Here is a 20039-nt window from a genome sequence, read left to right as displayed (position 1 = left end):
AAATCGCCGACAAATACGTTAATTAAAACTGGTCGAACACCAATAAGATAGCGCTCAACACTGGCTTGGCGTGTTGCCGCGCCAGCCTGCTTACCCGCGCCGCGCCGCCGCGTGCGCCGAACGACTTTCGACCCGAGCCCGCCCATGCCCCGTCCCATCGTCGCCCATATCCGTCCCGACGCCGTCCGCCACAACCTCGATTTCATCCGCCGCACCGCCGCGCAATCGCGCGTATGGGCCGTGGTCAAGGCCAACGCATACGGTCACGGAATCGAGCGGATCTATCCGGGCCTCGCGGCCGCCGACGGCATCGCGCTGCTCGATCTCGACGAAGCCGTGCGCGTGCGGGACCTCGGCTGGGACAAGCCGGTGCTGCTGCTCGAAGGGATCTTCGAGCCGGACGACGTCGAACTGGCCGATCGCCATCGGCTGACGGTGGCTGTGCACTGCGACGCGCAGCTCGATCTGCTGATCGCCGCGAAGCCCCGGCAGCCGATCGACATCCAGCTGAAAATGAACTCCGGGATGAACCGGCTCGGCTACCGGCCCGACGCATTCCGCGCCGCGTGGGAACGCGCGGCGGCCGCGCCGTCGATCGGCAAGATCACGCTGATGATGCATTTCGCGAACGCCGACGAAGGCGAAGTCGACTGGCAGCTCGATCGATTCGATGCGGCCACGGCCGGAATTCCGGGCGAGCGCTCGGCATCGAATTCGGCGGCCGTGCTGTGGCATCCGCGCGCGCATCGCGACTGGGTCCGGCCGGGCACGATCCTGTATGGCGCGTCGCCGACCGGCGCGTCGCGGCACATCGCCGACACGCCGCTGGTGGCCGCGATGACGCTAACGAGCAAGATCATCGGCGTGCAGACGCTCGCGCCGGAGGAAACGGTCGGTTATGGCCGTCGCTTCACGGCAGACCGGCCGATGCGGATCGGCGTCGTCGCGTGCGGCTACGCGGACGGCTATCCGCGCCACGCGCCGACCGGCACGCCGATCGCGGTGGACGGCGTGACGACGCGCGTCGTCGGCCGCGTGTCGATGGACATGCTGACCGTCGACCTGACGCCGTGCCCGAACGCGGGCATCGGCTCGAGCGTCGAGCTGTGGGGCGATCGGGTGAAGGTCGACGACGTCGCGGAAGCCAGCGGCACGATCGGCTACGAGCTGATGTGCGCACTCGCGCGCCGCGTGCCGGTCGTGACCGTGCCGCCCGGCGCGTCGACGATGCAGCCGGCGCTGCGCACGGGCAGCTACGGGCGTTGATGCCCGGCGCGGATGCGGCGGCCCGCGCGCTGTCGCCGCGCATCCGGATCAGCGCGCGGGCCGCTTTACCAGCGGCCCGTCTGCTTTTGCAACGTGCAAAAAGCGCTGGCGCGGGCAAGGCGCACGCGCGGCCGCCGCGCTACGAACGCCACACCGGCTTGCGTTTCTCCAGGAACGCGTCGATCCCCTCGCCGGCGTCCACTTCCATCATGTTGCGCGCCATCACGTCGCCCGCAAACGCGTACGCGTCGTCGAGCGGCAGTTCGCGCTGCCGGTAGAACATCTGCTTGCCGTAGCGCACCGCCGCCGGGCTCTTCGCGACGATCTCCGCGACCTTGCGCGCGATGGCCGCGTCGAGCGCATCCTCGGGCACGGCCTCGTTGACGAGCCCCCAGGCAGCCGCCGTCGCCGCATCGACGAAACGCCCGGTGACGAGCATGTCGAACGCGCGCTTCGCCGACACGTTGCGGCTCAATGCGACGGCAGGCGTCGAACAGAACAGCCCCACGTTGATTCCGGATACCGCGAAGCGCGCGGTGTCCGCTGCGACGGCGAGATCGCACGCGGCGACGAGCTGGCAGCCGGCCGCCGTCGCGATGCCGTGCACGCGTGCGATCACCGGCACCGGTAACGCGCGCATCGCGAGCATCACGCGGCTGCATTGCGCGAACAGCGTGCGGTAGTAATCGAGTTCGGGTTTGGCGCGCATTTGCCGCAGGTCGTGGCCCGCGCAGAACGCCTTGCCCTCGGCGGCGAGCACGACGCAGCGCACGTGCGGATCGGCGGCCAGCGAATCGAACGCGTCCTGCAGGCTCGCCAGCATCGCCTCCGACAACGCGTTGAACTGTTGCGGCCGGTTCAGCCGCAGCGTGACGACGCCGTCGCGCACGTCGCGCAGCAGGATCGGCTCGGGTGTTTCGTGACGGGATTCCATGATGCTCCGCTCGACGGGGTTCGATCGGGCGCGAATCCGCAGCGCCGGCAGCACGGGCGGCACGCGCCCGGATTCGCGATCGACATGATCACGAATCGTCCTCCACATTGCGCGCGGCGTCCAGCGGGGCCGACCAGCCGGCCGCGAAGCCGGCTTGCACGTCACCGCACCGTGAAGCGAAGGCCACCCAGGCTGCCCATCGATCGCCGCTCGACGGCGATGCATCCCCCGCGTGCGTGCTCAGCCCGCGAGCTTCTTCAGCGCGTCGAGCACCGCGTCGCCCTTGAACGGCTTCACGATCCAGCCCTTCACGCCGGCGGCCTTGCCGCGCTCCTTCATCGCCGGGCTGCTTTCGGTCGTCAGCATCACGACGTTGACCGACGTATTCGCCAGCTCGCCGCGGATCTTCTCGACCATCGTCAGGCCGTCCATGTTCGGCATGTTCACGTCGCTGATCACGAGGCGCACGCCGGGCGTCGCCTTGAGCTTCGCGAGCCCGTCCTTGCCGTCCACCGCCGTCGCGACGTCGAGCCCGTGATTGCGCAGGAACCCCGCGACCTCGTCACGCACCGTGCCCGAATCGTCGACCACCAGAATCTTTGCCATGCCGTATTCCCCTTTCCTTGTTGCTGACTTCAACATTCAAAACAGTTCGAGTTCGCCCGACTCGACCATCGGCCCCACGTCCTGCACGGATTCGCGGAAATCCTCCGGCGACCAGCTCAGGCTGAACACGAAACGCTGGTCGAGCCGCACCGATCGTCCCGACTCGGGGTCGGTCATCCGGTACTTGAAACACAGCTGCGGACAGTCGCCGCCGAACGAAATGAATTTCTGCTTGTGATTGACGACGAGCGGCACCTGCACCGGATGGCGCGCGAGCGCCTCCGCGTCGCCGAGATAGCGGTTCTTGAACGCGCCCCACACGAGGTTGGTCAACTCGCCGAGCACGTTGTTCACGTCGCGGAAATCGGGTGCGCGGCCGTCGTCGCGCGTGCCGCCGATCATGTCGAGCAGCGGTTGCTCGCTCGTCTGCAGCAGCATGTAGCCGCGGCACCACGCGCTTTCCAGCGCGATCAGGCTGAACACCTCGCCGAAGATGATCTGGTCGCGCACGATGCACGGCGTGTCGCGCTCGATCGCGAGGCCCGGAAACAGGCTGTCGAGCCGCGCCTCGGTGATCTCCGCGATGCCGCGCACGAGCGCGTTCGGGTAGTCGCGGCCGAACAGGTATTCGTCGATCGCGCGCTTGAGCGGCGTCAGGTCGTCGGCGACGTAGGCCGCGCACGCGACGCGCGCGAACGCATCGGGCAGCCCGTCGCGCGACGCATTCGACGCGCGGCGCAGGATGATCGGCAGCTCGGGCCGCAGCGCATCGATCTGCGTCGCGATGATCGCGCTTTCGTCCGGCGAGCCGCCGTAGTCCTCGGCGAGCAGGATCGCGCCGAGATCGATGTTCGAGCGCAGCACCTTCAGCAGCCGGTTGCGCCGCACGGTCAGGCCGACCAGGTTGTGCTCGTCGCAGAAGCGCTTGATCGTCGCCGCATGCGCGCGGCTGTCGTCGAGCACGAGCACCTTGCTGACGGGTTGGTCTACGGTCATCTCGCGGAGTCCTTCCTCACAATCGGTCAAAACAGTTCGAGCTCGCCGCCCGTGTCCACGCTCGCCGCTTCCGGCACGTGGAAATCGACCGGCGCGTTCGCGCACACGCACAGCGTCGCGCCGATCCGCACGTCGCCGTCGAGCGTCACGTCGTACGCGGCCACGTGATGGGGATTCAGCGCCGGCAGGTAGTCGACGCTCGCGCCGCTCAACAGGTAAGGCGTCGACATCCCGAGATCGGGGAACGGCGCGGTCAGCGCCTGGTTGATCGCGCCGCAGCACAGGTTCGCGACTTCCATGAACGCCTCGGGCAGCGGCCGCTGCGCGCTCGCGCCGGGCATCGCCGCGGCGAAATGACGACGCGTCGGTCCGTCGTCGCGAAAGCGCAGCGCGAGCAGCAGCCGGAAATGCAGCGCCGAGATCGTCAGCACTGCGACGTGTTCGGTAACCTTCGGCGTCGCGCGCGATTTCGCGCGTGACGGATCGTGCGACGCGTCGTGCGCATCGCCGGCGGCCGGCCTGATTTCGCACGCGCCGCCGGACGCGAGCCGCGTGCGCGCCGCATCGAAGAAGATCCGCTCGAAACCGGCCCGGGCCTGCGCGCTGATCACGCCGCCGCTCCCTCGAGCCGCGCATGCAGTTGCCCGGCCAGCGTCTCGACCGTCGCGAGCGCGGCCGTGATCATCTTGCCGCCGGCCTGGATGTCCTGGAACGTCGCGGCCGTCACGAGATCGTTGCGATTCAGGCTGTCGCGATAGCTGTTCGACAGTTGCTGCGAGCGCGCGGCGAGCCCGCGCACCTCGCTCGCCACGATCGAGAAGCCCCGCCCGGCCGTGCCCGCGCGCGCGGCCTCGATCGACGCGTTCAGCGACACGATCGACACGTGCGCGACGATCGCCGACAGCTCCTGGTTCTTCGTGCGCATGTCCTGGTTCTGCGTGGTCAGCGAGATCATCTGCTCGTGCCAGCGTTCGAACGTGCCGGCCAGCCCGCGCAGCCGCGCGGCTTCGTCGGCGAGCTTCGTCGCATGCTGCGACAGCGCGGCGCGCTCGGCCGCGAGCGCCTGCAGCGCGTCGCGCTGCTCGCCGGTGCCGGCCGCCTCGCGCGCCAGCGCCTCCTCGAACGCCGCTTCGCGGCGCGCCCACGCCTGCGCCGCTTCGGCATGTGCGGCAACGGCTTCATCGGCCCGTGCATCGGCCGCGCCGAGCGCGGCGCGCAACGCCCCGGCTTCGCGCGTCAGCGCGGCAACGAGCCGTGCTCGCGCGATGCGACACACGATCGCGGCCACCGCCGCGACCACCAGGCCGCCCGCCAGCGCGGCGCCGATCGGGATCATCCACGCTTGCACGATCACTCCGTCACGTCGGCGTTCGCGATGCCGGCGCCGGTCGGCTGCCCGGCGTCGCGGGCCGCGCCGTCCGCCGCGAATCGCGCCGGCAGCGACACGATCGTCTCGAACGCGCGATACGACGCGCCGACGCGATCGTCGGTGAAGCGCAGCGCGATGTCGCCGCCGTCGCGCTTCAGGAAGTTGCGCACCGCGTCCATCCCGACGCCGCGCCCCGATACTTCGGTCACCGCGCGCGCGGTCGAGAAGCCCGGGCGAAAGATCAGTTCGGCCACCGCTTCGTCGGTCAGCGCGGCTTCGTTGCCGGCATCGATCCAGCCGCGCTCGCGCGCGATCCCGCGAATCCGGTCGAGCGCGAGGCCGCGGCCGTCGTCGCCGAGCACGAAGCGCAACGCGTCGTCCTCCACGTCGACCGCGATGTCGATCTTGCCGGCCGGCGCCTTGCCGGCCGCGCGACGCTCTTCCGACGTTTCGATCCCGTGGTCGATCGCGTTGCGCAACAGGTGCATGAACACGTTCTTCAGCGTCGCGCCGATCTCGCTGCGCACGCGATGGCCGTTGCTGTCGATATGCACGACGGGCGCCGGCTTGCCGAGTTCGGCCGCGAGCGACGGCAGCGATTCGATCACGCCGCCCAGCGCATCGCCGATGCCCTGCGTGCCGAACTGGCTCAGCAGGCGGCGCACCGAATCGCGCGCCGCGCGCCAGTCGCTTGCGTTCGCCGGATCGGCGCCGTCGAGCATGCGCAGGCTCTCGCTGATATGCGCGCGCTCGACCATCAGGTAGTCGGCGCCGCCGTGCTGCGCCGCCTCGCCATGCCGGCCGAGCGTGACCGCGTTGATCGTCGCGTAGTGGTCGACTGCTTCGCGCACGCGGGCCAGGTCGTCCATCAGCGCATCGCGATTCCACTCGGGGCCGCCGTCCGCGCGGCGCAGCGATTCGTACGCCTGCTCCGCTTCGTGCACGATGTTGGTCAGATGCTGCAGGCTGTACGTGCGCGCGTTGCCCTTGATCGTGTGCATGTTGCGGAACAGCGCTGCGACGATCGAATGATCGGCGCGTTCGTGCTGGCGGATCATCCGCTCGTTCTCGCTGAGGAAGCCCTTCGCGCTGTGCACGAAGTCGTGGAACTTGTCCTGGCTGATCGACAGGATCTCGCCGATCATCTCGAGGCGGCGCTGCTGCTCGCCGGCCTGCGCGGTCAGCTCGCGAATCTCGGTCACGTCGCGCACGCACAGCATCAGGCGCACGACCGTGTCGGTCTCGTCGGTGATCGCCGACCAGCTCAGGTCGAGCCATTTCTCGCGGCCGTCCGGCATCCGCTTGGCGACTTCGTTGACGAGCAGGTGTTCGTTGAACGCGAAGTTCATGCTGTCCTCACCGAGGCACGCATGCACGGCCGCGTCGACCTGCGAGCGCGCGTCGGAGCCGATGCTCGAATCGTCGAACACGAGCGCCATCAGGTCGCGTCCGGCGATGTCGCCGGTCTCGAAGATGGTCTCGAGGTAAGCCGAATACTCCGCATGCACGACACCGCCGTCGACGACCGTCAGGATCCCTTGCTGCATGTTCTGCAGCATCGCCTGGATGTCGGCCGTCTTCTGCTTCAGTTGCGCGGCGTTCTCCTGGATCTTCTCGATCATCCCGTTGAACGCGACGATCGAATGACCGATCTCGTCCATCCGGCCCACCGGCACGCGGCGCGTGAAGTCCTGGCTCGCGGCGATCTCGCTCATCGCCGTCTGCATCCCGATCAGCGGACGCGTGATCTGGCGATACAGCACGAAGCCGAGCGCGGTCAGCAGCACGACCACCGTGCCCGCCACGCCCGCGATCGCGGTGGCCGTCGTCGCGAGCATGCCGTTCAGCGCGCGGATCGCATCGTCCTTCTGGCGGTTCTTCTCGACGCGCAGCGTGTCGACGATGCCCTCGAGTTCGTCGCGATACTGCGCGACGTTCGCGAACAGGTACGCCTGCGCCATCTCGGGCTTGCCGTCGGTCTTCATCTTCACGGTGTCGTCGATCGCGGCGAAGTAGTTCGCGGCGCTGTCCTTCGCCTGCTCGACGAGGCCTTCCTGCGCACGGCCGACCGCCGATTTCGCCTGGGCGTCGAGCGCCGCGCGCAGCGCGCCCTGCTTCGCCTTCAGCTCGTCGCGCGCCTGCGCGGCGGTGTTCGCGTCGGGCGCGTAGACCAGCGTCATCGTCGCGATCTGGATGTTCTTCACGTCGGCGACGAGATCCGCCGATGCGAGCGCGCTCGGCACGATTCCCTGGGTAACCTGACGCACCTCGGACGCGCTCTTGCGCGTCTGGTACACGGCGTACACGCCAATCGCGGACAGCGCGAAAAACGTCAGGACGACTAGCAGCGTAATGCGATGACGGATGGTCATGAGTACAGCTCCCCGCAGCGATCCGGCTTCGATCGCCCTTTTGTCTATTGAAAGAATGTGAGCGCCGAATTATCGGGGATGGTGTATGACTGTCCGATGACTGAAAATCAATCGGTCGTTGAGAAAATCGCAATGATCAATTGCGGCGAGAAAATCCTAAAGTTTTTCTCGAATCGGCCGTTAACCTCTGGCCCGAGTGGTCCGGCGGGCGTTCCCGGCGGCCTCGATAAATCGAATCCGGATATTCATTCTTTTATTTGCGATCCGATAATTCAATCGGGCCGAATACCGGTAAAACGTTTGCGCATTATCCGCGAATCGAATCGGGCATGCACCTTCCGCCGCGCGGCCGGATTCGCCGCGCCGGCCGACATGGCGAATGACCGTCGATTCATTCCGATCAGGAAACAATCAATCGCCGCCCGGCGATTCACCTTCTCTTCCGCGCGTTCTAGACTGTCGGATCACTTCCCCACCGGACCCTTGCAATGACCGACGTCCTGCCGCTGACCACCGACTCCGAATCCGGCCTCCACTACCGGCTGCGCCCGGCCGCGGGCCGCGCCGCGGGCCGCCTGTTGCTGCTGCACGGCGTCGGCGGCAACGAAACCAATCTGCTGAATCTGGCCGGCATGATCGACCCACGCATCGAAATCGCGTTCGTGCGCGGCCCGCTGACGTTCGGCCCCGGCCAGCACGCGTGGTTTCCGGTGCGCTTCGGCCCGAACGGCCCGGAAATCGATGCGGCCCGCGCGGAGGCGAGCCGTGTGCAGCTGATCGCGCTGCTGCGCGCATTGCGCGCCCGGGGCACCGACGACGAACACGCCGCCCTGCCCACCGTGATCGCCGGCTTCAGCCAGGGCGGCATCATGAGCGCGAGCGTCGCGCTCACGTCACCGGCCGATGTCGCCGCGTTCGCGGTGCTGTGCGGGCGCATCCTGCCGGAGATCGATTCGCTGATCGCGCCGCGCGACGCATTGAGCGCGCTGCACGCGCTGGTGATGCACGGCCGCTTCGACGACAAGCTGCCGGTCGCGTGGGCCGAAACCGCCGACGCGAAGCTGACGGCGCTCGGCGTCGCGCACGACACGCGCCTCTACGACGCCGGCCACGAACTCACGGCGGAGATGGCCGGCGACTTCGGCCGCTGGGTCGGTGCGCGCACCGGATCGAACTGAGCGCACGGGCGGTCGCCCCGCCCGTGCGTATCGTCAGACGTTGCTCGCCGGATCGGCGCCGATCGGCGCGGCGGCCGCGGCGGACGCCTCTCGCGCGGCACCGCGCTTCGCGAGCTTCCAGCCCACCACGAGCGCGAGCACGACGACCGGGATCATCCCGACGGTCCACGTGCCGCCCGGGTAATCGAACGCCATCATCACCAGCACGCTGACCAGGAACCCGAGCGTGAGCCACGACGTGAACGGCGCGCCGGGCATCCGGAACGACACGGGGCTCAACTCGCCGCGATTGACCGCGCGGCGGAACAGGATCTGGCACATCACAATGAAGCCCCAGGTCGTGATGATCCCGAGCGACGCCATGTTCAGCACGATCTCGAACGCCTGCGCCGGGACGATGTAGTTCAGCGGCACGCCGATCGCATTGACCGCGACCGTGACGAGGATCCCGCCGTACGGCACGCCGCGCGCGTTCATCCGCGACACGAAGCGCGGCGCCGAGCCGCCCATCGCCAGCGAACGCAGCACGCGCCCGGTCGAATAGAGGCCGGAATTCAGGCTCGACAGCGCGGCGGTCAGCACCACGACGTTCATCACCGTGCCGACGTACGGCACGCCGAGCTTGCCGAAGAACGTGACGAACGGGCTTTCGTGCGCGCTGTACGCGGTCCACGGCAGCAGCATCGTCAACAGCACGACCGAGCCGACGTAGAAGAGCGCGATGCGCCACATCACGCTGTTGATCGCCTTCGGCAGCACCTTGCGCGCATCGGCGGTCTCGCCCGCCGCGACGCCGACGAGCTCGATGCTCGCATACGCGAACACGACGCCCTGCACGATCAGCACCGCCGGCAGGATCCCGTGCGGGAAGATTCCGCCGTGATCCGCGATCAGGTGCAGCCCCGGCATCTGCCCGGCGACCGGATGACCGCTCGCCAGAAACACGGCGCCGACGGCGAGGAACAGCGCGAGCGTCCCGACCTTGACGATCGAGAACCAGAACTCCATCTCGCCGAACACCTTCACGCCGATCATGTTCATCACCGACACGATCCCCAGCGCGCCGAGCGCGAACACCCACTGCGGCACGTCCGTGAACACCGCCCAGTACTTCATGTAGATTGCGACCGCGGTGATGTCGACGATGCCGGTGGTGGCCCAGTTCAGGTAGTACATCCAGCCCGCGACGAACGACGCGCGCTCGCCCATGAACTCCCGTGCGTACGACACGAACGAGCCGCTGGTCGGCCGATGCATCACGAGCTCGCCGAGCGCGCGCATGATCAGGAATGCGAATACGCCGCACACGAGATACACGACCGCCAGCGCGGGGCCCGCGCTCTGCAGGCGGCCGCCCGCGCCGAGAAAGAGGCCGGTGCCGATCGCTCCGCCCATCGCGATCATCTGCACGTGGCGCGGCTTCAACTGTTTCTCATAGCCGGATTCGTGCGACGCGAACATCGCGTCTCGGTCGGCATGACGGGGATCCGCGCCGCCGGCCGTGTCGGCCGCGCGCTCGCTGGCGTGCTTCATGGTGTGTCTCCGTTTCTTGATGTGTCGCGCCCGTCGACGGGGCGCTGCGGGAACGGCCGCGCACGGGCGTCCGGCGGCATGCGCCCCGGCGCCGCGCGGCCAGAATCAGTACGCGCGCGGGCGGATCAGCGCTTCGGGCTGCAGCGCTTCGTCCAGTTGCGCGGCGGTCATCAACTGGCGATCGAGCACGACTTCGCGGATCGACTTGCCGCTCGCGTGGGCCTCGGTGGCCACGGCCGTCGCGCGCTTGTAGCCGATGTACGGGTTCAGCGCGGTCGCGAGCGCGACCGACCGCTCCATCGTTTCGCGCAAGCGCTCGGGGTTCGCGGTGATTCCGCTCACGCAGCGGTCCGCGAGCGTCGTGCAGGCCGCCGTCAGGTGGCCGAAGCTGCGGAACAGCGCGCTCGCGATCACCGGCTCGAACGCGTTGAGCTGAAGCTGGCCAGCCTCGGCGGCGAACGTCACCGTGAGGTCGTTGCCGAATACTTCGAATGCGACCTGGTTCACGACTTCCGGAATCACCGGGTTCACCTTGCCCGGCATGATCGACGAGCCGGCCTGCACCGGCGGCAGGTTGATCTCGCCGAAACCGGCGCGCGGGCCGCTCGACAGCAGCCGCAGGTCGTTGCAGATCTTCGACAGCTTCACCGCGATCCGCTTCAGCACGCCGGAAACCTGCACGAACGCGCCGCAGTCCTGCGTCGCTTCGATCAGGTTCGGCGCGGTGCTCAGGTCCAGGCCGGTGATGCGCCGCAGCGCGGCCAGCGCCTTCTGCGCGTACTGCGGATGCGCGGTGATGCCGGTGCCGATCGCGGTCGCGCCGAGATTGATCTCGCGCATCAGCAAGCCGGCTTCCTGCAGGCGCGCGATGTCTTCCGTCACCATCACCGCGTAGGTCGAGAATTCCTGGCCGAGCGTCATCGGCACGGCGTCCTGCAGCTGCGTGCGGCCGAGCTTCAACAGATCCGAGAACGCGTCGGCCTTCTCCGCGAACGCATCGCGCAGGCGCGCCATCGCGTCGAGCAGATGCTCGACCGCGAAGCAGGTCGCGATCCGGATCGCGGTCGGATAGACGTCGTTCGTGCTCTGCGCGAGATTGACGTGCTCGTTGGGATGGAGGTATTCGTACTGCCCGCGTGCATGCCCCATGATTTCGAGCGCGCGGTTGCAAATCACCTCGTTGGCGTTCATGTTGGTCGACGTGCCGGCTCCGCCCTGGATGATGTCGACCACGAACTGATCGTGCAGCCGGCCCTCGCGGATCTCGACACAGGCGGCGGCGATCGCGTCGCGATACGCGTCCGGCAGCAGCCCGAGCTCGCAGTTCGCATCGGCAGCGGCTTCCTTCACCGCCGCGAGCGCCATGACGAGGTACGGCAGCGACGCGATCGTGCGCCCCGAAATGTCGAAGTTCTCCTTCGCGCGTAGCGTATGGACGCCGTAGTACGCCGAATCCGGAATGCTTCGTTTCCCTAAAAGATCCGCCTCGACGCGGAAGCCGCTTTCCGTCATGGTGCCCCTCCTGAATTGTCTCTGCCGACGTGGGAAACCGGCTGCGTTCACCGCTTCCCCGTACGACGGGATCGCATTCTATGCCTTTGCATAAAGAACCTCGCTTCTGTATTATCGAAAGCGGTTTTGCGTGGGATGCAACAGCGAGAGACGAATGAAAACAACGGCGAGAGACACCGGCATCGATCACCTCGGCGCGATGCGCGCGTTCGTGCGGGTCGTCGAAATGGGAAGTTTTTCCGCGGTCGCGAAGGAGATGCGCGTGTCGACGTCGACGGTCGCGCGCAAGATCACGGCGATCGAGGACGCCCTCGGCGTCGCGCTGTTGCATCGCTCGACGCACAGCGTGACGCTGACCGAGGCCGGCCACATCTACCTGGAACGCGCGGTCACGCTGATCGCCGATCTCGACGACACGCTGCGCGTCGTCGCCGAGCTCAATTCGCAGCCGAGCGGCCCGCTGAAGCTCACCGCGCCGGTCGCGTTCGGCCGCCGCCATCTCGCGCCGCTGATCGCGCCGTTTCTCGCGCGCTATCCGACGATCCAGCTCGACGTGCGGCTCACCGACAACCACAACGACCTCGTCGCCGGCGGCTTCGACCTCGACATTCACGAAGGCGAGAACTACCTGGACAACCTGGTCGTGCACCGGCTGTCGCGCAACGACAGCATCCTGTGCGCGACGCCCGGCTACCTCGACCGCTGCGGGCGCCCCGCGACGCCGGACGACCTGCGGCATCACAACTGCCTGCGCTACGTGCATCCCGAGGGCGATCCGCGCTGGGAGCTCGTGCGCGGCGATGCACGGCACAGCGTGCTGCCGGCCGGCAACCTCGTCACCGACCATTCGGAACTGCTGCTGGACGCGACCTGCGCGGGCCTCGGCATCGCCGAATTCGAGATCTGGCTGGTGCGCGACCTGCTCGCGAGCGGCCGGCTCGAAGCCGTGCTGCCGCGCTACCGGCTGCAGAACAAGCTCACGGGCGACTACATCTACATCGCGTATCTGGCGAACCGGCGCAGCTCGGCAAAGTTGCGTGTGCTGAAGGACTTCCTCGCGGAGCATCTCGCGCACATCGGCGAGCTGTCGGAAGTCGAGCTGACGAAGATTCGCGACGCGGGCGCGTAGCGGCGGCCGTCAGGCCGGCTGCAATTCGAACGGGAACGTCGCGTGCCCGATCTCGACGCCCTGCGTGTTCAGCATCCGCGGCCGGTGGAACGCGGCGAGCCGCGCGCGCTGCGCGTCCGTGCCGATCCGCAGCCGTTCGAGCAGTTCGCTGACCATCATGTACAGCACGTCGATGTTGCCGTCCTCGATCTTCACCGAGAGGCCGAGCGCGCCGTCGGCGCCGAGTTCCCGCGTGCGCGCCGATGCGCGTACGCCGATCCCGTAGCACGCGTCCGCGCCGAGCTTGCCGACGACCTGCCCGTCGAAGGCCTCCATCAGCACCGTGCAGTAGCGCCCTTCTCCGGCGACCAGCTCGGGATGGGCCGTCATCGCATGATGAATGCGCGCCAGCGCGCGCACGCGATCGGTCGTCGCCGCGCTGCCGACTTCAACCGTATCCGCACCGTCCGCCAGCGATGCATAAAGACGCGCGAGGCGGTCGAGCGGGAACGCCGGCGTCGGCAGGTTGCAGCCGTCGATCGCCCAGTCGACCGCGTCGTCGGGCAGGCCGCACGCATCGGCGACCACGTGCTTCACGCGCATCTGCATCGGATGCGCCGGCAGATGGTAGTCGGCGATCGCGGCGCCGATCGCCCGCGCGCCGGCCAGCATCCCGACGTGCTTGCCCGAACAGTTGCTGCACACGCCGGTCGGCGTGTAGTCGCGCTTGATCCACGACCGGTACACCGCGTCCGACAGCGGCGCATGGCCGCCGCACCGCAAATCCGACTCCTGCGCGTCGACCTTCGCCAGCATCGCCCGCGTGCGCGCGATGTGCCGCTCCTCGCTGCTGTGCGATGCGCACATCAGCGCGATGTCCGCTTCGTCGAAACCGAAACGCTCCGGCGCGCCCGTCTCGATCACGGACAGCGCCTGGGCCGGCTTCGCCGCCGAGCGCGCGAGGGTCATCCGGAACGGATCGCCGAGCCGGAACAGCAGCTTGCCGCCGGCATCCACCACCGCCACATCGGCGACGTGCGTGTTCTCGATCGCATTGCCGCGGTACGTCACGACCGCTGCGCGTTGGGTGTCCATCTGTGCTGTCTCCTTCGTCGGGGCCTGATATGCCGGGGCCCGTGCAACCGGTACGGCAGTGTATCGACTCTGCCGCCGGGTCGAGCCGGGCGCCCCGTGGAAAGCGGTATTGCGCCGGACGCAAAGCCGTCACGCACGCCGGGCTCGAACGCGGGCCTCGGCGGCGGCGCCGCTCCCATCACGGCGACAAACCAGAACCGCGCGCCCGAGCGCTAGCGCAACATCGAACTCGGCTTCGCGGGCAACCGACGCCGCGACTACGCGTCCAGCGCCAGCAGCGCGAACGTCGCGAGCCAGTGCTCGCCCATATAGTCGCCGGCCACGTGCGCGAGCGCGCTCGCGAGGTGCCGGTCGGCCGCATCGCGCAGCTTCGCGCGCCGCGCATCGCCTTCCGGCAGCGCGCCGGCGAGCGAGCGCTGGCACCACGCGCGGCTCAGATTCAATCCGTCCAGATGCGCGATCTTGCCGTCGCTGCGGTCGCTGACCGTCGCCGGCTCGAACAGCGTCGCCGGCTCGCCGCGCGCGAGATCGGGCAGGAAACGCGCGAACCAGCCGTCGAATTCGGCGGCCGGCAGCACGCGGCGCATCAGCTCCGCCTCCATCAGCGCGGGCGACAGGAACTCGTCGCCCGACGGCTCCCACGCCTGGCACGCGACATCGTTCAGATGCCAGCGTTTCGCCGTATCGACGATCAGCGCCGCGAGCCCGTCGCGCTGCGTCGCGCGCGCGAAGTCGAGCGCGAGCGCCAGCGCGAACGCGGTGTTGAAGTGCGTGCCGACCCGCAGCGGATAGGTGGCTTTCGGCAGGAAGGTCTCGAAACGCGCGACGAACAGGTCGGCGAGCGGCGCGAGCGTCTTCGCCCAGCGCGCGGCCTGCGGCACCACGCCCTTCAGCGCGAGCCGCTCCAGCTGCGCGGACAGCGCCAGCAGCCACGCCCATCCGTAAGGCCGCTCGAAGCCGCTGTTGTGCGGCAGCGCCAGATACGCGCGTTCGCCGGCGACGTTCGCGTCGGTGAAGTGCGCATCGACGACGGCGATGATCCGCTCGGCCTCCGGCAGCGCCGGATAGCGTTCGAGCACGCTCAGCACGAGCCAGTAGCCGTGCACGCACGAATGCCAGTCGTAGCTGCCGTAGAAGATCGGATGCAGCGCGCGCGGCCCCTGCACGTCGTGCGGGCCTTCAAGCGAATGCGTGAGCTTGTTCGGATATTCGCGGGTCAGGTGCGCGAGCGCGAGCGACGCGAATTTCGATGCGAGTTCGGGGGTCAGCCGGTCGGTCATGGGCACCTCGTCAGAAGCGGAATACGAACGCGTACATCAGCAGCGTGTTGACGGCCAGCAGCAGCACGGCGGTCGGCCACTGCGCCTTGATCACGCCGTTCTTGTCCTTCAGTTCGAGCAGCGCGGCCGGCACGATGTTGAAGTTCGCGGCCATCGGCGTCATCAGCGTACCGCAGAAGCCGCTCAGCATCCCGATCGCGCCGAGGATCGCCGGGTTGCCGTGAAATTGATGGACGATCAGCGGCAGGCCGATGCCGGCCGTCATCACGGGGAACGCGGCGAACCCGTTGCCCATGATCATCGTGAACAGCGCCATGCCGACCGTATAGGCGGCGACGACCGCGAACGGCGAATCGATCGGCACCCACTCCCTCACGAGCCCCGACACCACGCCGCCGACGCCCGCGACCGCGAACAGCGCGCCGAGCGCCGCGAGCATCTGCGGCAGGATCGCGGCCCAGCCGACCGCGTCCATCGTGTGACGCGCCTCCTTCAGCGCGTGAACGGGCGAATCGCGCAGCATCGCGAGCGCGACGGCGAACGCGACGAGCGTGCCGAGCACGAGCGAGATCAGCGTCACGCTCTTCGGATCGACGAACGGCACCCGTTTCAGCGCGAACGTGCCGATCAGCGTGACGACGGGAATCAGCAACGCCGGCAGGAACAGCCGGTTGCCGAAGCGCAGCGCCTTCGCGTCGCGCCGCGCGCCCGCCGCTTCGCTGGATTCGTCCGACTTGCCGCGTCCGAGCTTGCCCGAGCCCGCGATCAGCGCGAGCGCGATCGCGAGGCAGCCCGTCACGAAGTGCGGCAGCCGCGCGCCGAACAGGAACGTGAGCGCGTAGATCGCCCAGAACGCGAAGTTGACGACGCGGCGCGGGTTCGTGCGGTCCGTCAGGTTGAAGCACGCGAACGCGCCGAACATCAGGCCGGCGAGCGTGTACAGCGGTTCGAGGCCGATCATCGCGCGCCCTCCCGCCCGAATGCGCCGAAGCTGCGCGACAGCCGGTGATCGAGCAGCGCGAGCCGCGTGCAGTGGATCAGCAGCGCGGCGATCGCCGTCGGGATCGCCCAGACCGACAGGTGCAGCGGCTCGACCACGATCCCGTTCTGTTCGAGAAAGCCCTTGATCAGCAGGATCGACTGGATCGCGATGAAGATGTCCTCGCCGAAGAACACGGCGACATTGTCGGCGGCCGACGCATGCGCGCGGATCTGCTGGCGCACGGATTCAGGCAGGTCGCCGAGCCGGCTGACGGCCGCGGCCTCGGCCATCGGCGCGATCAGCGGCCGCACCATCTGCGCGTGGCCGCCGAGCGACGTGAGGCCGAGCGCGGCCGTCACCTGGCGCAGCACGAAATACAGCATCAGCACGCGGCCGGTGGTCGCCGCGTGCACGCGCGAGATCATCCGCTTCGCCTGTTCCTTGAGCCCGTTGCGTTCGAGCAGCGCGATCACCGGCAGCGTCAGCCAGATCAACCCCATGTAGCGGTTGTCGGTGAACGCCTTGCCGAATGCGCTGACGATGTCGACGAGATTCATCCCGCCCGCCAGCCCCGTCGCGAGGCCCGCGATCGTCACCACCAGCAGCGCGTTGAAGCGCAGCGCGAAACCGATCACGACGATCGGCACCCCAATCAGCACCAGCATTGCCCCTCCTTGCGATGGATTCGCGGCGCCGTGAAGGCGCGCCGCCCGCCCGGTTTCGACCGGGTTCAGGCGGCAAAATCTAACACGAGACTTTATCGATAAAAAGTCGACAATTTGAAGCTTCGGGTAAACGTTGAAACCGATGCCACGTTGCGCCGGCCGTGTGTCCGCCGTGTTTCGGCGGAACGATTCGCGGCCGGCGGGCGGCTGGCGGCGGCAACGCGCGCGCGGCAACGCACGATTCCGGCCGGCGTGCCGTGGACCGCCCGCGCCCCCGCCGCGCATGGCGGAGCGCCGGTGCGCCGACTACACTGGAAGGCATCGCAACGTTCGGGAGAGCCGCCATGATCGACGTATTCCAGACCATCGGCAGCCGCGCGTTCTCCGCTCATCTGGCGAAGGACGGGATGGTGACGCTGATGGAACAACGCCACGAAGTCGACCGCGTGACGCTCGCGACCGCCTATGCCGCGCTCGTCGAGGAATCGGAGCAGGAAGCCGATCTGCTCGACGCAACGGTCGAAGGGATGATGCGCGCGCTGATCCAGGGGTACGCCCGCAGCCATTGAACGACTGGACGCGCACCGCGCGCGGTGTGCCGGCCCGCGCGGCCGGCTCGCCGGTGCCTGCGCGTGCGCCCGTGCCGGGCGCCGCGCTTCGCGCCGTCACGAACGCGTCGACGACGGATTGCCGCGCTGCCGCATGATCCTGCACATCGCTGTCCGTCTTCCGGGGCGGCAAAAAATGCCGTCTACCCATAGAGGAAAGGGTCGGAATCGACGCAATGCGCAATTTTTTCGATTGCCGCCGCTCGCGCCGCATGACAGCATTCGGGGCGTCGCCAGTCGAAAAGAATTTCGTGCCATCCGCCCGCCGATGCCGTTCGGCGGCGCCGGCCCGGCACTGCCTTTCACCTTTCATGAACCCGGCCCATATCCAACACTACGAACCGACCGGAGTATCCCGCTTGTGAACATCGGCATCGTCAACGACCTCCCGCTAGCCGTCGAGGCGATGCGCCGCGCGCTCGCGCACCGGCCCGAGCATCGCGTGCTGTGGGTCGCGACCGACGGCGCGCAAGCCGTCGAAATGTGCGCCGCGCAACCGCCCGACGTCGTGCTGATGGACCTGGTCATGCCGAAGTTCGACGGCATCGAGGCGACGCGGCGGATCATGCGTTCCAGCCGCCCGTGCGCGATCCTGATCGTGACGAGCTGCATCGGCGCGAACGCGTGGCGCGTGTTCGAAGCGATGGGCGCCGGCGCGCTCGACGCGGTCGACACGCCACGCCTCGGCGAAGGCGCGGGCGGCGACACCGCGCGGCTGCTGCTCGCGAAGATCGACCAGATCGGCCGGCTGCTCGACGCGCCCGGCGGCGTCCGCGCGGCCGGCACGGCCTCGCGCGCGAGCGGCGGCCCGCTGATCGCGATCGGCGCGTCCGCCGGCGGCCCCGGCGCGCTCGCGTCGATCCTCGGCAGCCTGCCGGCCGACTTCAGCGCGCCGATCGTGATCGTCCAGCACGTCGATCGCGCGTTCGCCGAAGGCATGGCGCAATGGCTCGACGGCCAGACGCCGCTGACCGTGCGCGTCGCGAACGAAGGCGACCGCCCTCAGCCCGGCGTCGCGCTGCTCGCGGCGACCGACGATCACCTGCGCGTCACGCGCACCGGCACGCTCGAATACACGCGCGAACCGGCCGCCACGCCGTACCGGCCGTCGGTCGACGTATTCTTCAACAGCCTGACCGAGCACTGGCCGGGACGCGTGATCGGCGTGCTGCTGACCGGCATGGGACGCGACGGCGCGATCGGCCTGAAGGCACTGCGCATGAAGGGCTGTCATACGATCGCGCAGGACGAGGCGACCAGCGCCGTCTACGGCATGCCGAAGGCGGCCGCGACGCTCGGCGCCGCGCGCGCGATCCTGCCGCTCGAGCGCATCGCGGGCGAGCTGGTGGCGCTCGCGCGAATTTGATCCCGATGAAACCCTGTCACACCCATCGCTACCATGGCGCAACCCAGCATCAATCATGACTAGCGACCTCACCCGCCCGCCCGGCGGGCTGCATGCGGCGTTCGACGCCGCGCACGCGGCGTCCACGCCGCACGCCGACGCGCCCGCGATGGTCCTGCTGGTCGACGACCAGACGATCGTCGCGGAAGCCATCCGACGCGCGCTCGTCGACGAGGACGGCATCGACTTCCACTACTGCCCGCGCTCGGACGACGCGCTGGCGACCGCGATCGAGACGCGGCCGACCGTGATCCTGCAGGATCTCGTGATGCCCGGCACCGACGGGCTGAGCCTCGTGAAGGCGTACCGTGCGAATGCGGCGACGCGCGACGTGCCGATCATCGTGCTGTCGACGCAGGAAGAGCCGGTGATCAAGAGCGCCGCGTTCGCGGCCGGCGCGAACGACTACCTCGTGAAATTGCCGGACCGCATCGAGCTGATCGCGCGGATCCGCTATCACTCGCGCTCGTACATGAACCTGCTGCAGCGGGACGAGGCCTATCGCGCGCTGCGGCAATCGCAGCAGCAACTGCTGGAGGCCAATCTCGAACTGCGGCGCCTCACGCATTCGGACGGCCTGACCGGGCTGTCGAACCGCCGCTATCTCGACGAATATCTGGCCGCCGAATGGCGGCGCGGCACGCGCGAGCGCAGCGAGCTGTCGCTGCTGATGATCGACGTCGACAACTTCAAGCTGTACAACGACACGTACGGTCACGTGTCGGGCGACGGCGTGCTCAAGCAGGTCGCGGCCACCATCGAACGCTGTCTCGGGCAATCCGGCGATCTCGCCGCGCGTTTCGGCGGCGAGGAGTTCGCGGTCGTGATGCCGGCCACGTCGCCGGGCGCCGCGCGGCTGCTCGGCGAGAAGATCCGCCTCGCGGTCGAGTCGTTGCGGCTCGAGCACGCGCACTCGTCGACGGGGCGCTACGTGACGATCAGCATCGGCGGCGCGAGCATCGTGCCGGCCGCCGGCCTGCCGACGACGTCGCTGATCGAGGCGGCCGATCGCGCGCTGTACCGCGCGAAGCACGACGGCAAGAATCGCGTCGAGATCGATGCGCCGCCCGCACCGCCGGCGCCCGCGGCCCCGCCTGCGTCGCCGGACGGCGGCGGTCTCGCGTGAACGC

The 20039-nt window shown here is 68.5% G+C and carries 19 protein-coding genes; 7 read left to right on the top strand and 12 right to left on the bottom strand.

Annotated features, from left to right (window positions below):
* The first annotated feature begins 144 nt into the window (after positions 1 to 144).
* On the top strand, positions 145 to 1266 hold the full coding sequence (gene alr / locus WS45_RS12300) for an alanine racemase (protein WP_059700043.1): 1122 nt from the start codon (positions 145 to 147) through the stop codon (positions 1264 to 1266).
* Between the two features lie 139 nt (positions 1267 to 1405).
* Here alr and WS45_RS12295 read toward each other — a convergent pair whose 3' ends face one another.
* From WS45_RS12295 to WS45_RS12270, 6 genes are all read right to left on the bottom strand, one after another.
* The gene (locus tag WS45_RS12295) at positions 1406 to 2200 is read right to left on the bottom strand and encodes an enoyl-CoA hydratase (protein ID WP_059700577.1); all 795 of its coding nucleotides are present in this window, start codon (positions 2198 to 2200) and stop codon (positions 1406 to 1408) included.
* Between the two features lie 240 nt (positions 2201 to 2440).
* Complete coding sequence (locus WS45_RS12290) at positions 2441 to 2806, bottom strand: response regulator (protein ID WP_006765703.1); 366 nt, start codon at positions 2804 to 2806, stop codon at positions 2441 to 2443.
* A gap of 36 nt (positions 2807 to 2842) precedes the next feature.
* Positions 2843 to 3802, bottom strand: a complete 960-nt coding sequence (locus WS45_RS12285) for a chemotaxis protein CheX (protein ID WP_059700041.1) — start codon at positions 3800 to 3802, stop codon at positions 2843 to 2845.
* Between the two features lie 26 nt (positions 3803 to 3828).
* Positions 3829 to 4413 (bottom strand): hypothetical protein, encoded by a 585-nt coding sequence (locus WS45_RS12280; RefSeq protein ID WP_059700038.1) that lies wholly within the window; start codon positions 4411 to 4413, stop codon positions 3829 to 3831.
* On the bottom strand, positions 4410 to 5150 hold the full coding sequence (locus WS45_RS12275; RefSeq protein ID WP_082721918.1) for a methyl-accepting chemotaxis protein: 741 nt from the start codon (positions 5148 to 5150) through the stop codon (positions 4410 to 4412). Before WS45_RS12275 ends, WS45_RS12280 begins: the two co-directional genes overlap by 4 nt.
* Positions 5151 to 5152: 2 nt before the next feature.
* On the bottom strand, positions 5153 to 7543 hold the full coding sequence (locus WS45_RS12270) for an ATP-binding protein (RefSeq protein WP_059700036.1): 2391 nt from the start codon (positions 7541 to 7543) through the stop codon (positions 5153 to 5155).
* Between the two features lie 96 nt (positions 7544 to 7639).
* Here WS45_RS12270 and WS45_RS33405 point away from each other — a divergent pair, with 96 nt between their 5' ends.
* Both WS45_RS33405 and WS45_RS12265 read left to right on the top strand, forming a co-directional pair.
* Positions 7640 to 8035 (top strand): hypothetical protein, encoded by a 396-nt coding sequence (locus WS45_RS33405; protein ID WP_179950364.1) that lies wholly within the window; start codon positions 7640 to 7642, stop codon positions 8033 to 8035.
* The gene (locus WS45_RS12265; RefSeq protein WP_059700033.1) at positions 8032 to 8721 is read left to right on the top strand and encodes an alpha/beta hydrolase; all 690 of its coding nucleotides are present in this window, start codon (positions 8032 to 8034) and stop codon (positions 8719 to 8721) included. Before WS45_RS33405 ends, WS45_RS12265 begins: the two co-directional genes overlap by 4 nt.
* A gap of 33 nt (positions 8722 to 8754) precedes the next feature.
* Here WS45_RS12265 and WS45_RS12260 read toward each other — a convergent pair whose 3' ends face one another.
* Both WS45_RS12260 and aspA read right to left on the bottom strand, forming a co-directional pair.
* Positions 8755 to 10254, bottom strand: coding sequence for an amino acid permease (locus WS45_RS12260; protein ID WP_059524912.1), 1500 nt, complete (start codon positions 10252 to 10254; stop codon positions 8755 to 8757).
* Between the two features lie 105 nt (positions 10255 to 10359).
* Positions 10360 to 11766 carry an aspartate ammonia-lyase gene (aspA, locus tag WS45_RS12255; protein ID WP_059700031.1) on the bottom strand — a complete coding sequence of 469 codons (1407 nt, stop codon included), beginning with the start codon at positions 11764 to 11766 and terminating at the stop codon, positions 10360 to 10362.
* A 154-nt stretch (positions 11767 to 11920) separates the two neighbouring features.
* Here aspA and WS45_RS12250 point away from each other — a divergent pair, with 154 nt between their 5' ends.
* Positions 11921 to 12895 (top strand): LysR family transcriptional regulator, encoded by a 975-nt coding sequence (locus WS45_RS12250; RefSeq protein WP_059689844.1) that lies wholly within the window; start codon positions 11921 to 11923, stop codon positions 12893 to 12895.
* A gap of 9 nt (positions 12896 to 12904) precedes the next feature.
* Here the strand turns inward: WS45_RS12250 and WS45_RS12245 are convergent, their stop codons facing one another.
* From WS45_RS12245 to WS45_RS12230, 4 genes are all read right to left on the bottom strand, one after another.
* Positions 12905 to 13969 (bottom strand): asparaginase, encoded by a 1065-nt coding sequence (locus WS45_RS12245; protein WP_059700029.1) that lies wholly within the window; start codon positions 13967 to 13969, stop codon positions 12905 to 12907.
* A gap of 257 nt (positions 13970 to 14226) precedes the next feature.
* Positions 14227 to 15249 carry a DUF2891 domain-containing protein gene (locus tag WS45_RS12240; protein WP_059700026.1) on the bottom strand — a complete coding sequence of 341 codons (1023 nt, stop codon included), beginning with the start codon at positions 15247 to 15249 and terminating at the stop codon, positions 14227 to 14229.
* A 10-nt stretch (positions 15250 to 15259) separates the two neighbouring features.
* Positions 15260 to 16210, bottom strand: coding sequence for a DUF979 domain-containing protein (locus WS45_RS12235; RefSeq protein WP_059689839.1), 951 nt, complete (start codon positions 16208 to 16210; stop codon positions 15260 to 15262).
* Positions 16207 to 16896: a DUF969 domain-containing protein gene (locus WS45_RS12230; RefSeq protein WP_059689837.1), complete on the bottom strand. Its 690-nt coding sequence runs from the start codon at positions 16894 to 16896 to the stop codon at positions 16207 to 16209. The genes WS45_RS12235 and WS45_RS12230 overlap by 4 nt, the downstream gene beginning before the upstream one ends.
* 344 nt (positions 16897 to 17240) lie before the next feature.
* Here WS45_RS12230 and WS45_RS12225 point away from each other — a divergent pair, with 344 nt between their 5' ends.
* The 3 genes from WS45_RS12225 (at position 17241) to WS45_RS12215 (ending at position 20035) form a co-directional block, all read left to right on the top strand.
* Positions 17241 to 17465 carry a hypothetical protein gene (locus WS45_RS12225; RefSeq protein ID WP_039357299.1) on the top strand — a complete coding sequence of 75 codons (225 nt, stop codon included), beginning with the start codon at positions 17241 to 17243 and terminating at the stop codon, positions 17463 to 17465.
* Positions 17466 to 17865: 400 nt separating this feature from the next.
* On the top strand, positions 17866 to 18870 hold the full coding sequence (locus WS45_RS12220; RefSeq protein ID WP_059689834.1) for a chemotaxis response regulator protein-glutamate methylesterase: 1005 nt from the start codon (positions 17866 to 17868) through the stop codon (positions 18868 to 18870).
* Between the two features lie 55 nt (positions 18871 to 18925).
* Positions 18926 to 20035 (top strand): diguanylate cyclase domain-containing protein, encoded by a 1110-nt coding sequence (locus tag WS45_RS12215; protein WP_059700024.1) that lies wholly within the window; start codon positions 18926 to 18928, stop codon positions 20033 to 20035.
* The last annotated feature ends 4 nt before the right edge of the window (positions 20036 to 20039 follow it).

The sequence above is a fragment of the Burkholderia sp. RF2-non_BP3 genome (assembly GCF_001522185.1).
Lineage (GTDB): Bacteria > Pseudomonadota > Gammaproteobacteria > Burkholderiales > Burkholderiaceae > Burkholderia > Burkholderia diffusa.
The sequence above is the reverse complement of the archived record's forward strand: the minus strand, read 5'-3'. Positions and strand labels throughout refer to the sequence as shown.

Bases quoted from the DNA above. Each gene is read 5' to 3' on its own strand.
- WS45_RS12285 (WP_059700041.1), bottom strand. From the start codon at position 3,802: ATGACCGTAGACCAACCCGTCAGCAAGGTGCTCGTGCTCGACGACAGC.
- WS45_RS12215 (WP_059700024.1), top strand. From the start codon at position 18,926: ATGACTAGCGACCTCACCCGCCCGCCCGGCGGGCTGCATGCGGCGTTC.
- WS45_RS12225 (WP_039357299.1), top strand. From the start codon at position 17,241: ATGATCGACGTATTCCAGACCATCGGCAGCCGCGCGTTCTCCGCTCAT.
- WS45_RS12290 (WP_006765703.1), bottom strand. From the start codon at position 2,806: ATGGCAAAGATTCTGGTGGTCGACGATTCGGGCACGGTGCGTGACGAG.
- WS45_RS12295 (WP_059700577.1), bottom strand. From the start codon at position 2,200: ATGGAATCCCGTCACGAAACACCCGAGCCGATCCTGCTGCGCGACGTG.
- aspA (WP_059700031.1), bottom strand. From the start codon at position 11,766: ATGACGGAAAGCGGCTTCCGCGTCGAGGCGGATCTTTTAGGGAAACGA.
- WS45_RS33405 (WP_179950364.1), top strand. From the start codon at position 7,640: ATGACTGAAAATCAATCGGTCGTTGAGAAAATCGCAATGATCAATTGC.
- alr (WP_059700043.1), top strand. From the start codon at position 145: ATGCCCCGTCCCATCGTCGCCCATATCCGTCCCGACGCCGTCCGCCAC.
- WS45_RS12240 (WP_059700026.1), bottom strand. From the start codon at position 15,249: ATGACCGACCGGCTGACCCCCGAACTCGCATCGAAATTCGCGTCGCTC.
- WS45_RS12270 (WP_059700036.1), bottom strand. From the start codon at position 7,543: ATGACCATCCGTCATCGCATTACGCTGCTAGTCGTCCTGACGTTTTTC.
- WS45_RS12250 (WP_059689844.1), top strand. From the start codon at position 11,921: ATGAAAACAACGGCGAGAGACACCGGCATCGATCACCTCGGCGCGATG.
- WS45_RS12260 (WP_059524912.1), bottom strand. From the start codon at position 10,254: ATGAAGCACGCCAGCGAGCGCGCGGCCGACACGGCCGGCGGCGCGGAT.
- WS45_RS12235 (WP_059689839.1), bottom strand. From the start codon at position 16,210: ATGATCGGCCTCGAACCGCTGTACACGCTCGCCGGCCTGATGTTCGGC.
- WS45_RS12265 (WP_059700033.1), top strand. From the start codon at position 8,032: ATGACCGACGTCCTGCCGCTGACCACCGACTCCGAATCCGGCCTCCAC.
- WS45_RS12230 (WP_059689837.1), bottom strand. From the start codon at position 16,896: ATGCTGGTGCTGATTGGGGTGCCGATCGTCGTGATCGGTTTCGCGCTG.
- WS45_RS12245 (WP_059700029.1), bottom strand. From the start codon at position 13,969: ATGGACACCCAACGCGCAGCGGTCGTGACGTACCGCGGCAATGCGATC.